This is a genomic window from Patulibacter minatonensis DSM 18081 (genome assembly GCF_000519325.1).
In the GTDB taxonomy this organism is placed as follows: Bacteria; Actinomycetota; Thermoleophilia; order Solirubrobacterales; family Solirubrobacteraceae; genus Patulibacter; species Patulibacter minatonensis.
The window spans coordinates 2,182,191-2,195,305 of sequence record NZ_KI912613.1 but is presented as its reverse complement, the minus strand read 5'-3'; the positions used below and the strand labels follow the sequence as shown (position 1 = coordinate 2,195,305).

Below are 13,115 nucleotides of genomic sequence, written 5' to 3'. Positions count from 1 at the left end.
ACCTCGAGGAGGACGAGCCCTCCTGTGACGCGACGGTGCTCCGCCACGCAGGAGCCCCGCGACTACGCGAAGAGCCGCGCGAGCGCCCCGTGCGCCTCCGACAGCGCCGCCAGCGAGACGTTCACCGCCTGGTCGGCGCAGCGGACGCACAGCGCGCTGCCACCGACGGTGCCGATCACCGTGACCGCGGTGCGCTCGGCGAGGACCGCCAGCGCCTCGGCGGAGCCGGTGACGACGAAGCCGCCGGGGGCCTCGCCGAAGAGCGACGCGCGGCCGTCGGCGTCGTCGGGCGCGAAGGCCGAGAGCTCGACCGTGGCGCCGACGCCGCCGGCGAGCGCCGACTCCGCCAGCGCGGTGACGAGGCCACCCTCTGCGACGTCGTGGCAGCTGTTCAGCCTGCCCTCGCGGACGGTGTCGCGGACTGCCGCGATCGCGGCGGCGGTGCGCTCGAGGTCCCAGTCGGGGAGGCCGTCGGGGATCGCACCGCCCTCGAGCTTCGCGAGCTCCGACAGCGCGAGCTGCGGGGCGAACGAGCCGGCGAGCGCGACGAGGTCGCCCTCCGACGCGAACCCGACGGGCGAGGTGACCGCGACGTCGGGGACCTTGCCGACCATGCCGACGACGGGCGTCGGGTAGATCGGGCCGGTGGTGCCCTCGTTGTAGAGCGACACGTTGCCGCCGACGACCGGCGAGCCGACGGCGCGACAGGCGTCGCCCAGGCCGCGGACGGCCTCGGTCAGCTGCCACGCGATGTGCGGCTTCTCGGGGTTGCCGAAGTTCAGGTTGTTCGTCAGGCCGAGCGGCTCGGCGCCGACGCACGCGAGGTTCGCGGCGCACTCCAGGACGTTCCAGATCGTCCCGACGTACGGGTCGGCGGCGACGCGGCGGCCGGAGCCGTCGATCGACACGCCGACGCCGCTGATCGGTCCGGACGCGGCGGACGTGCCGTCGCCGGAAGCCCCCGCCTCGGGCGCCACGGACGGATGCCCGGCACCCGCATCGGCCCCGCCCCCGACCGAGAACCGCGACGCGGGACCGGGGACCATCAGCACGGCGGCGTCGGTCTGGCCGGGCCGGCGGACCGTGCGCGACTGGACGATCGAGTCGTACTGCTCGAAGAGCGGACGACGGTCGGCGATGTTCGAGGAGCCGAGCAGCGCCAGGAGCGCGGCGCCGGCGTCGAGGCCGTCCGCGATCCGACGCGGCGGCGCCGGGTAGATCGACGCGGTCGGCTTCTCGGGGAAGATGTCGTAGAGCGGGCAGTCGTCGACGAGGGCCGGGATCGGCATGTCGCCGACGAACGCGTCCCCGTCGAAGATCCGGAAGCTGCCGGTGTCGGTGACGACGGCGATCGCGGTGCCATGGACGTCCCACTTGTCCGTGACCGCGATGACCTCGTCGACCTTGTCCGGCGTGACGACGCAGAGCATGCGCTCCTGCGACTCGGAGACCATGACCTCGAAGGGCTCGAGGCCCTCCATGCGGCGCGGGACGAGCGCGACGTCGAGGTCGAGTCCGACCTCGCCCTTGCTCGCCATCTCCGACGCGGCCGACGTCAGGCCGGCGGCGCCGAGGTCCTGCAGGGACACCAGGAGGTCGCGCTCGAGCAGCTCCAGCGAGCACTCGACGAGCTTGGACTCCTCGAAGGGGTCGCCGACCTGCACGGTCGGGCGCTTGGACGCGTCGTCCTCGCCGAGCTCGGCGGAGGCCAGGACCGACGCGCCGCCGATGCCGTCGGCACCGGTCGCGGCGCCGAACAGCACGACGACGTTGCCGACGCCGGTCGCGGCGGAACGGATCAGGCGCTCCTCGCGGACCAGGCCGAGCGCCATCGCGTTGACGAGGCAGTTCGTCTCGTACGGGCCCTCGAAGTAGAGGTCGCCGCCGATGTTCGGCACGCCGATCGAGTTGCCGTAGTGCCCGATGCCGCGGACCGCGCCGTCGAGCAGGAAGCGCGACCGGCGACGGCCGGACTCGCCGTCGTCGTCGCCGATCGACGGGGCAGGCGTCGTGGCCGTGTCGCCGGCACCGCCGACGCCGCTGGTCGGCTCGATGGCCGAGGCCGCGCCGGGCACCGCGCCGTCGGAGGTGGCGTCGGTCGCGGCCGCCAGCGAGGGGTGCGGCACGTCGCCGTCGACCTCGCCGAAGCGCAGCGCGTCGAGGACCGCGATCGGCCGGGCGCCGAGCGCGAAGATGTCGCGCAGGATGCCGCCGACGCCGGTCGCCGCACCCTGGAACGGCTCGACCGCGGAGGGGTGGTTGTGCGACTCGACCTTGAAGGCCACGGTCCAGCCGTCGCCGACGTCGACCGCGCCGGCGTTCTCGCCGGGGCCGAGGACGATCGCCGGGCCCTCCGTCGGCAGCGTGCCGAGGAGCTTCTTCGAGTGCTTGTAGCTGCAGTGCTCGCTCCACATCAGCGAGAACATCGCGAGCTCGACCTGCACGGGCTCGCGGCCGAGCTTCTCCACGACGAGGTCGTACTCCGACGCGGTGAGGCCGAGGGCCTTCGCGTTCTCGAGGCCCGGGGCGTCGCCTTCGGGGGTCGCTCCGGCGGGGAGGTCGCGGGGCGCGGGCAGCGCGGAGGACTCAGACATTCGTGGCTCCTTCGAGCAGCGAGCGGAAGAGGACGAGGCCGTCCGTGGAACCGGTCAGCGCATCGACCGCGTGCTCGGGGTGGGGCATCAGGCCGACGACGTTGCGGCCCTCGTTGCAGACGCCGGCGACGTCGTCGAGCGAACCGTTGAAGTTGCCGCCCGCGGCGTACTTGAAGACGATCTGGTCCTGGTCGGCGATCTCGGCGTGGAGCTCCGACGGCGCCCACCAGCGCCCCGACTGGTGCTTGGCGGGGATCGAGAGGAGTTGACCGGGCTCGGCGGCCGAGGTCCAGTCGGTGTCGGTCGTCTCGACCGAGAGCTCGACCTGGCGCAGCACGAAGCGGCGGTCCTGGTTCTGGAGCAGCGCGCCCGGCAGCAAGCCGGCGGCGCAGAGCACCTGGAAGCCGTTGCAGATCCCGAGCACCGGGCCGCCGTCGCGGGCGAAGTCGGCGATCGCGTCCATCACGGGGCTGAGCCCGGCGATGGCACCGGCGCGCAGGTAGTCGCCGTAGGAGAAGCCGCCGGGGACGACGATCGCGTCGACGCCCTTGAGGTCGCGGTCGCGGTGCCAGAGCAGCTCGGCGTCACCGACGTGGCCGGCGGCGAGCAGCGCGTCCACCTCGTCGCAGGATCCGGGGAACTGCGGCACACCGATCCTCATCGCGAGACCTCCGTCCGCGCATTCCCCTGCTCCTGATGATGGGAACCCCGCCCACCCCACTGCGGTACTCCGATACGGAGGGCCATGCGAGCTACGACGCCGGGGCGCCGTCGACCTGGATCTCGTAGTCCTCGATCAGCGGGTTCGCGAGGAGCTTGTCGCAGATCGCCGCGACCTCGGACGCGTCGGCGGCGTCGAGCTCGACGAGCCGGCCGATGCGGACGTCGGACACGCCCTCGAAGCCGAGCTGGGGCAGCGCCTGCTCGACGGCCGTCCCCTGGGGATCGAGGATGCCGGCCTTGGGCCGGATGAGGATGCGGACGTGAGGCATCGCGGCGGGGTCCTTGCGGGATCGAGGAGTGAGCGCCGCCCGTCCAGCACGGGGCCGGAGGCGAGCGCTCGTGCGCGGCGGATGGTAGCTGCTGGGTCCACGGCGCCCGGTGTCGGCCGAATGGGTGACCGGCGGCACCCCGGGACCCTTTCGGAGGTGGGACGATGCAAGCTCTGTGGTCGCCCGTCCTGCGGCCGCGTCCTCTCCGATGTCCACCGCCTCCGCCCCGACGGCCGACGCCGCGACCCCGCGCCTGCCGATCGCGATCCTCGCGCTCGCGATCGGGGCCTTCGCGATCGGGGCGACCGAGTTCACGATCATCGGCCTCCTCCCCCAGGTCGCGGACGGGGTCGACGTCTCGATCCCGCGCGCCGGCCTGCTCGTCTCGGGCTACGCGCTCGGCGTGCTGATCGGCGCCCCGCTGATGACCGCCGCCGGGACCCGGTTCGCGCGCCACCGGCTGCTGCTCGGCCTGATGGCCGTGTTCACCGTCGGGAACCTGCTCTCGGCGATCGCCCCGAACTACGAGCTGCTGCTCGCCAGCCGGGTGCTCTCCGCCCTGCCGCACGGCGCGTTCTTCGGCGTCGGCGCGGTCGTCGCCGGCAACCTCGCCGCGCCCGAGCAGCGCAACAAGGCCGTCGCGACGATGTTCACCGGCCTCGCGGTGTCGAACGTCGTCGGCGTGCCGCTCGGAACGCTGCTCGGGCAGCACCTCGGCTGGCGCTCGTCGTTCTGGGCGATCGCCGTGCTCGGCGTGATCAGCATGGTCGCGATCTGGCGCCTGATCCCGCCGATGACCGCCGGCCCGTCGCTGCGCAACGAACTCGCCGCGTTCCGCCGGCCGCGGGTCTGGCTCGCGCTGTCCCTGATCGTCTTCGGCTTCGGCGGGACGTTCGCGATCGTCGGCTACATCACCCCGCTCATGACCGACGAGGCCGGGCTCTCGAAGGCCGCGGTCCTGCCGGTCCTCTCGGTGCTCGGCCTGGGCATGGTCGTCGGGACCCGCCTCGTCGACGTCGTCACCCGCGGCCGGACCCTGCTCGGCGTGATCGTCACCTGGCTGAGCCTGATGATCGTCGTGCTGCTCCTCTTCGCGGCGTTCGCGTCGATCGCCGTCGTCGCGATCGTCCTCGTGTTCCTCCTCGGCGTCGTGGCGTTCACGGTCGCCACGCCGATGCAGGCCCTCACGATGGACGAGGCGCACGAGGCCCCGACCCTCGTCTCCGCCGCCGCCCAGGGCGCCTTCAACCTCGGCAACGCCCTCGGCCCGGCCGCCGGAGGCATCACGATCGGCGCGGGCCTGGGGTACGCGTCGGTCGGCTGGGTCGGGGCGATCATCGTGGTCGTCGGGCTCGGCCTGGCGGTGGTGTTCGCGCGGCTGGGGCGGACCGAGGCGGGCGTGGGCGGGTCGGTGGCGGCCCGCGCGGAGTGAGGGGACGCGCTCGGTCCCGGTCCCGGGCGCTCGGATGGGGTAGGTGCCCGCCATGCGTGCTCGTCCCGTCGCCGTCCTCCCCTGTCTGCTGCTCGTGACGCTCGCCGGATGCGGGGGCGACGACAACGGCACCTCCACCGGGGCTGCGGTCGCGACGACGAGCAGCGCCCCGACCCGCACCGTCATCCGCCCCGACCGCACCGTCGTGTCGACGACGAGCTCCGACGGCACCACGACCGTCTCGAGCACCACGATCCCCGGCCCGGGGACGACGACGGCCACCTCGGACGCGGCCCCGGAGGAGCCCGAGCCGTCGAGGCGGTTCTACGACGCGGTCGACCTGCAGTCGAACCGGCTGGTCGCGATCCTCGACACGGGGACCGACAACGCGGTGCGCCTGAAGTCCGCCCTCACGGAGACGCAGGCCGGCCTCCGGAAGGCGATCGCCCGGGCCGAGGGCCGGGGCGAGAGCTCGTCCGCCGCAGACGCGCTCCTGGCGGACGCCGAGGCGGCCGTCACCGCCGCGGCGGCCGGCGACACGACGCGGCTGTCGGAGCTCCGGGCGTCGACGGTCCGGCACCGGATCGCGTTCGCGAAGGCGTTCGTCGGCGAGGGGTGACGCCGGGGCGGTGGCCGGAGTGCGGGGACGCGCGCCGGTCGGTGGATGACCCCGGCCGGCGTTCGTTCCTGCGCCCGGGCCGCAGCAAGGCACGCCACCTCGCCACGCGGAGCCGGCCGGCGTTCGTTCCTGCGGCGCCGCCGCCCGAGCACGCGCCGGCCGCCGCCCCGAGGCGACCGCCCTCCGCGGATGTGGTGTACGCATACGTGGATCGACCGCAGCGCCGGCCGTTGCGGCGCTCCTCGCGACCACCACCACCAGCGCCGTGCTGCTCCTCGCGCTCCCCGCCACCGGTCGGACCGCACCCGCCGCTGCGACACCGCCCGCAGCCACCCCGGCGGCCACGCCCGCCGGACCGGACACGACCGTCCCGACCGAGCTCGAGGCGGCGCCCGCCCCGGCGGGACCGCCGGCGCTGGTCGCCTGGGTCGACGGTCGCCGCATCCGGGTCTCGTCGCCCGGGGCGGCGGCGCGGACCGTCGCGCGGCTGAAGGGCCCGCGGCCGCTCGCCCTGAACCTGACGTTCGGCGGGGACGGCCGGTACCTCGCGGTCAGCAAGCCGCTCGGCGCGTCGATCGTCCCCGTCGCGGCGGGCGCGCTCCCGTGCGGCTGCCGGTCGACGCGGAAGGGTTCGTGCGGATCCGCTGGGTCCCCGAAGGACGGAGCCTCCTCGCGATCACCGACGACATCTCCCGCGGCACCGTCGAGCCGGCGGTCGCCTGCCGCCATGTCGCGTCGCGCGGCGTCACGCTGACCGATCGCAAGGACCGTACGTGTCGATCCTGGGCGTCACCTCCGACGGGCGCCTCGCGGTCCGCCTCGACGGCGGGGACCTCGACCACCCCCACCAGGCCGTCCACCTCGTCCGGTCCGGCCAGCGGCTCGGACCGGCGCTGGCGAGCGGCGCCGCGGCCGACGTCGCGGTGGCCTTCCCGAACGACGCCCGGGGATACTGAGGTCGTGCGTGTGACCCTCCGTTCCTTCTCCCGCGGCCTCCCGGTCGTCGCCTCGATGGTGGGGCTCGCCGCCGCGGCTCCCTGCGTGAGCACCGCGACCGCCGCGAGCACTGCACCGGAGACGACCGCGCCGACCGACGTCGCTCGAACGTCCGATCTCCTGCCGCGCACCATCGCCGCCGGTCCGCCGGCGTCGTTCGCGTGGACCGAGGGCTCCCGCGTCCGCGTGGCCGCGCCCGGCGTCCCCGCCCGCACGGTCGCCTGGTTGCGGTCGGCTCCGAGCTCGGGCACGCGGTCCGGCGGTCGCCCCGCGCTCAGCCGCGACGGCAGTCACCTCGTGGTGATCGGCGACCAGGACGCCTCGCTCGTGCCCATCACGACCGGCGGGCGACCGGTGCGGATCCCCGCCGACGACGCCTACGGGGACGCGGAGGCCCGGTGGTCGGCGGACGGCAGGACCGTGCTGATCGTCGAGGGTGCTCTCGCCCGCTGCACCGTCGAGCCCGTCGTCCGCTGCACCACCGTCGGCCGCGACCTCATCTCCGAGTACGGGGCGACGATCTCACCGGACGGCGCGTCGGTCGCGTACGTCCGCACGGCGCGGAGGACCGACGGGGTCTCGGCCGGCGACCTCGTCGTGCGCGGCCCGGACGGGCGCGGACGGATCCTGGAGCGCACGCGCGTCAGCGGTCGGAGGACGTCGCTCCCGACCCCGCCGACGTGGACCTCCTCCGGACTGGTGTGGGGTGTCCTCGACGTCCGCGACATCGACGACGACGCACCCGGGTTCTCCCGCGTCCGCACGCGCATCCTCCGTCCGGACGGGACCGTCCACACCCTCTCCGCGGGCCCGATCGCGGGCGGGCGGACGGTTCCCTTCCTGCCCTTCGGCGGCGCCCCGGACGCCGTCGCGTTCGGCGCCCGCTACCGGCTGGCCGCCGGCGACGTGACGCGTCTCGACCTCGCCACGCTCGCCGCCGACGGGTCGACGAGACAGCTCGGGGTCTCGCTGACCGGCCTCGACGGGCGGAGCCTCGCCGTCCTGGGTGTCCTCGCCGACGGCCGGGTCGCCGTCCGCGAGGGTGGCGACGGCGACGAGGAGCGCCTGTACCTCGTCCCACCGGGCGCGCGGAGCCTCGGCCGCGCCGTCGCCCGCGGAAGCGCCGTCGACGTCGCCGCGGCGTTCCCGAACGACGCGCGGTCGTTCTGACGGACGGGTCGTCCGACTCGGCTCGCCGGACGATCCCCATCGCGCCGGCGGCGTCCGTGGTGCAGCGCGCGGCGGGCGGTCAGGAACGGTCGGTGTCCGACCAGGATCGACCCTGTGTCCCGACACGTCGCGGCGGGTGGTCGCGGATGGTCGCTCTCCGACCAGGATCGACCTCCGATCCCCCACCCCGACTGCCGCCGCGCCGCGCCGCGCCCTCAGGCCGTGCGCGCCCGCCGCAGGAACGGGTCCGCCAGGGCCGGCGCCACGTAGCCCCGGTCCTCGGCGGAGAGGGTCACGCCGGGCGGGACGATCTCGTCGATGCGGTCGAGGACGTCCTTCGTGAGGGTGACGTCGACGGCACCGAGCTGGGTCTCGAGCTGGTCCATCGTGCGCGGACCGACGATCGGCGAGGTCACCGCCGGGTGCTGGAGGACGAACGCGAGGGCGAGGTGGACGAGGGTGATGCCGGCCTCCTCGGCGAGGACGGCCAGGGCGTCGGCGGCGTCGAGCTTCGCCTGGTTGCCGGGCTTCGAGAGGTCGTAGCGCCCGGGCATCCGCTCGGCGCGGGCGCTCTTCGGCGCCTCCTGGCCCTTGCGGTAGCGACCCGTCAGCCAGCCGCCCGCGAGCGGACTCCACGGGATCACGCCCATGCCGTGCCGCTCGGCGACGGGCAGGAGGTCCGCCTCGATGCCGCGGACGAGGATCGAGTACGGCGGCTGCTCGGTGGCGTACCGGGCGAGGCCGCGGCGTTCGGAGACCCAGTGGGCCTCGACGACCTCGTGCGCGGGGTACGTCGAGCAGCCGAACGCCCGGATCTTGCCCTGGGTCCGCAGGTCGGTCAGCGCCGACAGCGTCTCCTCGTGGTCCGTCCAGTGGTCGTGGCGGTGCACCTGGTAGAGGTCGATCCAGTCCGTGCCGAGGCGGCGGAGGGAGTTCTCGACCTCCTGGACGACCCAGCGGCGCGAGTTGCCCTTCTTGTTCGGGTCGCCGCCCGGCGCGCCCATCGGCACGTCCATCGGACCGTGGAACTTCGTCGCCAGGATCACGTCGTCCCGGCGCCCCTGGGCGAGGGCCTTGCCGACGATGATCTCCGACTCGCCCTGCGAGTAGACGTCGGCCGTGTCGATGAAGTTGATGCCGGCGTCGAGGGCGCGGTGGATGATCCCGATCGACGTGTCGTGGTCGGGCTCCCCCCACGCCCCGAACATCATGGCCCCCAGACAGAGGGGGCTGACCTGCATGCCGGTGCGACCGAGGCTGCGGAATTCCATGGATCGACCATACGACGGTGCGGCCGGGCGGCGGTGACGAGGCAGGTTCCGCGGGCCGGCGACGTCGGGCAGCACCACCGTTCCGCGGCTCCCCGCGCCGTGAAGACGCCGGATCCCGGGGGTAGAGTCGTCGTATGACCGTGCTCCTGGTGCTCCTGGCCGTGATCTTCGGCGCCGCCGGCGCGGCGAAGATCGCGGGCGTCCAGTTCACCCGCGACAACTTCGATCGCTGGCCGATCGACGCGACCCTGCGCGAGCCGATCGGCGCGATCGAGGTCGTCCTCGCGGTCCTGGCCCTCGTCGGCCTCGCGAACGACGGCGCGGCGATCGTGGCGGCGCTCGGGATGATCGTCGCGATGGCGATCGCCACCTGGGTCCACGTCAAGGCGCAGGACGCGCCGGCGATGACCGCGGCCGCGCCGATCACGGCGCTGCTCGCGGTGCTGGTGCTCGTCAACGTCTGACGCCCCGCGCGGTCCGGCCCGACCACCGCCGCCGCGCGCCGTCGGTCACGGCTCCGGCGGACGCCCTCGGGCCGGGTCCCGCGACGCCGGGACGTCCGCCCCGCCACCCGTCGGCGGACGCCACGTGTCGACCTGGCGCAACAGGCCGTCGACCGCCGACAGCGCCGCCCCGACCACGTCGCGGATCGCGAGAACGACCTCCAGCTCGTCGGCGCCCTCGAACCCATCGGCGGCGCGCTCGAACGCGGCCGGGAGGTCCCCGGCCGCCCGGGCGATCTCGTCGAGCTCCTCGGGCCCGACCATGCCCGCCCGCCAGCGCTCGGCGACGAGGACGACGCGGTCGAGCACCGAGCGGGCCTGCACCAGGACGTCCTCCGGCGACGGTCCCGGCCCGGTCATGGCGAACCTCCCGGGAATCCGGGTCGGACGGCGGAGCACTGAGGACTGCGGAACATGCGGGACGGACCTCCGGTCGCGTCGGGCGACCCCGCGGAAGTGGTCGCGACGGGTCCTCGCTCGCACTGCCGTGGTGTCGCGCCTCGTCGTGGGCGCCCGAGGGATGACCGTGACCCGAGGTCGGACGTCGCGCGCGATGACCGCCGGCCGTCGGGGGAGAACCGGGTGCCCTCTGTGCGGGACGAGACGATCGTCGCTCTGCTGAAGTCCGGCATGCTACCCCGCGGCTGACACGCCGGGCGTCCGGCGGACCGGTGCCCGCCCCTCGACGCCGGGGGACGGAGGTGGGACGATCCTCCGACCCGGTCCCCGCCTCAGCGGCGGTCATCGGGTGGCCGGTCGCTCCTCGTGCTCTCCGCGCGCGTACCGGCATCATCCGAGGAGGGCCAGGGAGAGCACCCGATGAGCCCGAAACGGCCCGCCGCCGGCACCACCCGGATCAGGAAGGAGATCGCCGACGCCGTCGTCGCGAGCCTCCGGGAGGTCACCGGCCGCGGCCCCGTCGGGACGCGGGTGATGATGAGCCCGGAATCCATCGTCGTGTTCCTTTCGAACACCCTGTCGGTCGGCGAACAGGAGCTCGTCAAGGCGGGCTTCACGGACGAGGTCCTGGCGGTGCGCTCGGCCTACCAGGCGACGATGCGCGAGCGGGTCAACGCGCGGGTCTCCGAGATCACCGGCCGGGAGATCTCGGCGTTCATGAGCACGAACAACATCGAGCCCGACGTCGCCGTGGAGATCTTCCTCCTGGGCGATCCCGTCGCGTGACGCCGCCGGGATCGCGCCGCGGGCCTCAGCCCGTCCCGGCGCCCGTCCGCTCGTACCAGGCGGACAGCGGCTCGCCGGTGATCCGCTCGTACGCCTCGGCGTAGCGCTCGCGGGTGCCGGCGACGACGTCGTCGGGGATCGCCGGCGCGGGCGGGGTCTTGTCCCAGCCCGACGCGGTCGCCCAGTCGCGGACGTACTGCTTGTCGAACGACGGCGGGGTCGTGCCGACCTCGAAGCCGTCAGCGGGCCAGTAGCGGGAGGAGTCGGGCGTCAGCGCCTCGTCGCCGAGGACGAGCTGCCCGGTCTCGGGGTCCAGGCCGAACTCGAACTTCGTGTCGGCGAGGATCACGCCGCGGGAGCGCGCGTGCTCGTGGGCGTGGCGGAACAGGGCGACCGCGGCCTCGCGGACGCGGGTGGCCAGGGCGTCGCCGTCGCCGTCCTCCGCCAGCGGTGCGAGCAGCTCGGCGGCCCGGGCGAAGTCGATCGCCTCGTCGTGCCCGTCCCCGACGTCCGCCTTCGTCGACGGGGTGAAGAGCGGCACGGGGAGCTCCTGGCTCTCCTTCAGCCCGGCGGGCAGCTCGATGCCGGAGACGACGCCGGTCGCGAGGTAGTCCGTCCACGCCGAGCCGGTGATGTGCCCGCGGACGACCGCCTCGATCGGCAGCATCGTGAGCCTCCGGACGACGACGCCGCGACCGCGGGCCTCCACCGGGACGCCGTCGGTGTAGCTGACGACGTGGTTGGGGACGATGTGGGCGGTCTGGTCGAACCAGAACGCCGAGACGCCCGTCAGGACCGCGCCTTTCCCGGGGATCGAGTTCGGGTGGACCGCGTCGTAGGTGGAGATCCGGTCCGAGGCGACGAGCAGGAGCCGGCCGTCCCCGACGTCGTAGATGTCCCGGACCTTGCCGCGGGCGACGAGTCGGAGGGCGTCGAGGCTGCTCACGGCGGGCAGGCTACCCGTCCGCGGACCGGACGGATCGACCCGCGGGCACGCACGGCACCTTGCCGCTCATCTGGCACGATACCGCCCGTTCGGCGTCTTGACGCTCGCTTCAGGCGCCGGGGCGATACTCCGCGGCCGCGGTTCCCGCCGTACCCCGACCCACGCACAGGACGACCTCCAGACCCGTGAGCACCCCGACCCCCACCCCGCACGACGGCGGCTTCGGCCGGTACATCGGCGGGACCATCTTCTTCAGCCGCTGGCTCCAGGCCCCGCTGTACCTGGGACTGATCGTCGCGCAGGGCGTCTACGTGGCGAAGTTCATGAAGGAGCTCAAGCACCTCGTCGTCGACTTCAGCAGCCTGAGCGAGGCGGAGATCATGCTGATCGTCCTCGGCCTCGTCGACGTCGTGATGATCGCCAACCTCCTGATCATGGTGATCATCGGCGGCTACGAGACCTTCGTGTCGCGCATCCGGATGGCGGGTCACCCCGACCAGCCCGAGTGGCTCTCGCACGTCAACCCGAACGTGCTGAAGGTCAAGCTGGCGATGTCGATCATCGGCATCTCGTCGGTCCACCTGCTGAAGACGTTCATCGAGGCCGGGGAGCCGGGTGGGCCCTCCAACGACGTGATGATGTGGCAGACGATCATCCACATGGCGTTCATCGTCTCCGCCGTCGCCCTGTCGTTCATCGACTGGCTCTCGCAGAAGGCGCTCCTGATGGAGCGCATGCACGCCCACGGCGACCACGGCCACGGCGACGCGGTCGCGGCGACGGTCGCCCCCGCCCCGGGGCCGGGGTCCCGGGTGCCGGGCGGCGAGGCCGCATCGCACGAGCCGACGCGCGCGAGCACCCGGCACGCGACGAAACCCGCACCGGAGCCCGGCGGCTGAGGCGCGGGCTGCCGCGGCCGCCCGCGCCGGCCTCGCACCCAGCGGCCGGTCGTCGCGTCAGCGCACCACGGCGCCGCGCGCGTCGCGCCGGCCGGCGCGCCCGGACAGGCCCTGCAGCGCGGCCCGCATCCGGCGCAGCCTTCCGGGCCACCGCGGGTGCTCGGCCGCGGCGGCCTGCAGCGCGTCGATCGCGCGATCGGTGGGCCACGTCGGGTCGGCGATCATCCGGCGGTTCTCCAGGCCGATCGCCGCGATCGGGACCCCGGCGGCCTCGGCGAGCAGGAGCGGACCGGGCGGCACCGGGACGCCGTCGCGGAGGGCGATCGCGTTCAGGACCGCGGTGTCGCCGGGGAGGGCGGGCCGGAGCTCGAACTGCTCGTCCGGCCGGCGCCGGCCGCCGGCCAGCAGGCCGGCGTGGAGCTCGGCACGGCGGTCGACGCCGCGGAGGAAGGCGTCGAGGGGAGCGGAGGTCGGGGTGGTCACGGGGGTGGTCCTTTCGGCCGGGGTT

General features: G+C 74.2%; 13 protein-coding genes and 1 pseudogene. 7 read left to right on the top strand and 7 right to left on the bottom strand.

Translation table 11 applies throughout. The features are described from left to right. Positions 1–62 precede the first annotated feature (62 nt). The 3 genes from PATMI_RS28985 to purS form a co-directional block, all read right to left on the bottom strand. Positions 63–2,594 carry a phosphoribosylformylglycinamidine synthase subunit PurL gene (locus PATMI_RS28985; protein ID WP_036725636.1) on the bottom strand — a complete coding sequence of 844 codons (2,532 nt, stop codon included), beginning with the start codon at positions 2,592–2,594 and terminating at the stop codon, positions 63–65. Continuing rightward, positions 2,587–3,255, bottom strand: coding sequence for a phosphoribosylformylglycinamidine synthase subunit PurQ (purQ, locus tag PATMI_RS0110075; protein ID WP_026910799.1), 669 nt, complete (start codon positions 3,253–3,255; stop codon positions 2,587–2,589). The genes PATMI_RS28985 and purQ overlap by 8 nt, the downstream gene beginning before the upstream one ends. A 91-nt stretch (positions 3,256–3,346) precedes the next feature. After that, positions 3,347–3,586: a phosphoribosylformylglycinamidine synthase subunit PurS gene (gene purS / locus PATMI_RS0110070; RefSeq protein ID WP_026910798.1), complete on the bottom strand. Its 240-nt coding sequence runs from the start codon at positions 3,584–3,586 to the stop codon at positions 3,347–3,349. A gap of 208 nt (positions 3,587–3,794) precedes the next feature. Here purS and PATMI_RS0110065 point away from each other — a divergent pair, with 208 nt between their 5' ends. The 4 genes from PATMI_RS0110065 to PATMI_RS0110045 all read left to right on the top strand — a co-directional run bounded on the left by PATMI_RS0110065 (position 3,795) and on the right by PATMI_RS0110045 (position 7,803). Next, complete coding sequence (locus PATMI_RS0110065) at positions 3,795–5,018, top strand: MFS transporter (protein WP_211241721.1); 1,224 nt, start codon at positions 3,795–3,797, stop codon at positions 5,016–5,018. A gap of 52 nt (positions 5,019–5,070) precedes the next feature. Beyond that, positions 5,071–5,637 (top strand): hypothetical protein, encoded by a 567-nt coding sequence (locus tag PATMI_RS0110060; RefSeq protein WP_026910796.1) that lies wholly within the window; start codon positions 5,071–5,073, stop codon positions 5,635–5,637. 773 nt (positions 5,638–6,410) lie between these two features. After that, entirely contained in the window at positions 6,411–6,593 is a 183-nt protein-coding gene (locus PATMI_RS0110050; RefSeq protein WP_026910794.1) for a hypothetical protein, read from the top strand. A 10-nt stretch (positions 6,594–6,603) separates the two neighbouring features. Further along, on the top strand, positions 6,604–7,803 hold the full coding sequence (locus PATMI_RS0110045; protein ID WP_026910793.1) for a TolB-like translocation protein: 1,200 nt from the start codon (positions 6,604–6,606) through the stop codon (positions 7,801–7,803). A gap of 215 nt (positions 7,804–8,018) precedes the next feature. Here the strand turns inward: PATMI_RS0110045 and PATMI_RS0110040 are convergent, their stop codons facing one another. Then, complete coding sequence (locus tag PATMI_RS0110040) at positions 8,019–9,074, bottom strand: aldo/keto reductase (RefSeq protein ID WP_026910792.1); 1,056 nt, start codon at positions 9,072–9,074, stop codon at positions 8,019–8,021. 134 nt (positions 9,075–9,208) lie between these two features. Here PATMI_RS0110040 and PATMI_RS28980 point away from each other — a divergent pair, with 134 nt between their 5' ends. Then, on the top strand, positions 9,209–9,538 hold the full coding sequence (locus PATMI_RS28980; protein ID WP_036725629.1) for a DoxX family protein: 330 nt from the start codon (positions 9,209–9,211) through the stop codon (positions 9,536–9,538). Between the two features lie 45 nt (positions 9,539–9,583). Here the strand turns inward: PATMI_RS28980 and PATMI_RS0110030 are convergent, their stop codons facing one another. Then, entirely contained in the window at positions 9,584–9,937 is a 354-nt protein-coding gene (locus tag PATMI_RS0110030) for a hypothetical protein (RefSeq protein WP_026910791.1), read from the bottom strand. A 459-nt stretch (positions 9,938–10,396) separates the two neighbouring features. Between PATMI_RS0110030 and PATMI_RS0110025 the strand changes: the two genes are divergently transcribed. Further along, positions 10,397–10,762, top strand: a complete 366-nt coding sequence (locus PATMI_RS0110025) for a Na-translocating system protein MpsC family protein (RefSeq protein ID WP_026910790.1) — start codon at positions 10,397–10,399, stop codon at positions 10,760–10,762. A gap of 25 nt (positions 10,763–10,787) precedes the next feature. Here PATMI_RS0110025 and PATMI_RS28975 read toward each other — a convergent pair whose 3' ends face one another. After that, a complete protein-coding gene (locus tag PATMI_RS28975) occupies positions 10,788–11,708 on the bottom strand; it encodes a phosphoribosylaminoimidazolesuccinocarboxamide synthase (RefSeq protein WP_036725627.1) in 921 nt (306 codons plus the stop codon). 185 nt (positions 11,709–11,893) lie between these two features. Here PATMI_RS28975 and PATMI_RS28970 point away from each other — a divergent pair. Next, positions 11,894–12,463, top strand: a pseudogene (locus tag PATMI_RS28970) (TIGR00645 family protein); the annotation flags it as partial. A 201-nt stretch (positions 12,464–12,664) separates the two neighbouring features. Here the strand turns inward: PATMI_RS28970 and PATMI_RS0110010 are convergent. After that, the gene (locus tag PATMI_RS0110010) at positions 12,665–13,090 is read right to left on the bottom strand and encodes a hypothetical protein (protein WP_026910789.1); all 426 of its coding nucleotides are present in this window, start codon (positions 13,088–13,090) and stop codon (positions 12,665–12,667) included. Positions 13,091–13,115 lie beyond the last annotated feature (25 nt).

Coding starts and splice junctions, on each gene's coding strand:
- PATMI_RS28985 (WP_036725636.1), bottom strand. CDS start 2,594: ATGTCTGAGTCCTCCGCGCTGCCCGCGCCCCGCGACCTCCCCGCCGGA.
- purQ (WP_026910799.1), bottom strand. CDS start 3,255: ATGAGGATCGGTGTGCCGCAGTTCCCCGGATCCTGCGACGAGGTGGAC.
- purS (WP_026910798.1), bottom strand. CDS start 3,586: ATGCCTCACGTCCGCATCCTCATCCGGCCCAAGGCCGGCATCCTCGAT.
- PATMI_RS0110065 (WP_211241721.1), top strand. CDS start 3,795: ATGTCCACCGCCTCCGCCCCGACGGCCGACGCCGCGACCCCGCGCCTG.
- PATMI_RS0110060 (WP_026910796.1), top strand. CDS start 5,071: ATGCGTGCTCGTCCCGTCGCCGTCCTCCCCTGTCTGCTGCTCGTGACG.
- PATMI_RS0110040 (WP_026910792.1), bottom strand. CDS start 9,074: ATGGAATTCCGCAGCCTCGGTCGCACCGGCATGCAGGTCAGCCCCCTC.
- PATMI_RS28980 (WP_036725629.1), top strand. CDS start 9,209: ATGACCGTGCTCCTGGTGCTCCTGGCCGTGATCTTCGGCGCCGCCGGC.
- PATMI_RS0110030 (WP_026910791.1), bottom strand. CDS start 9,937: ATGACCGGGCCGGGACCGTCGCCGGAGGACGTCCTGGTGCAGGCCCGC.
- PATMI_RS0110025 (WP_026910790.1), top strand. CDS start 10,397: ATGAGCCCGAAACGGCCCGCCGCCGGCACCACCCGGATCAGGAAGGAG.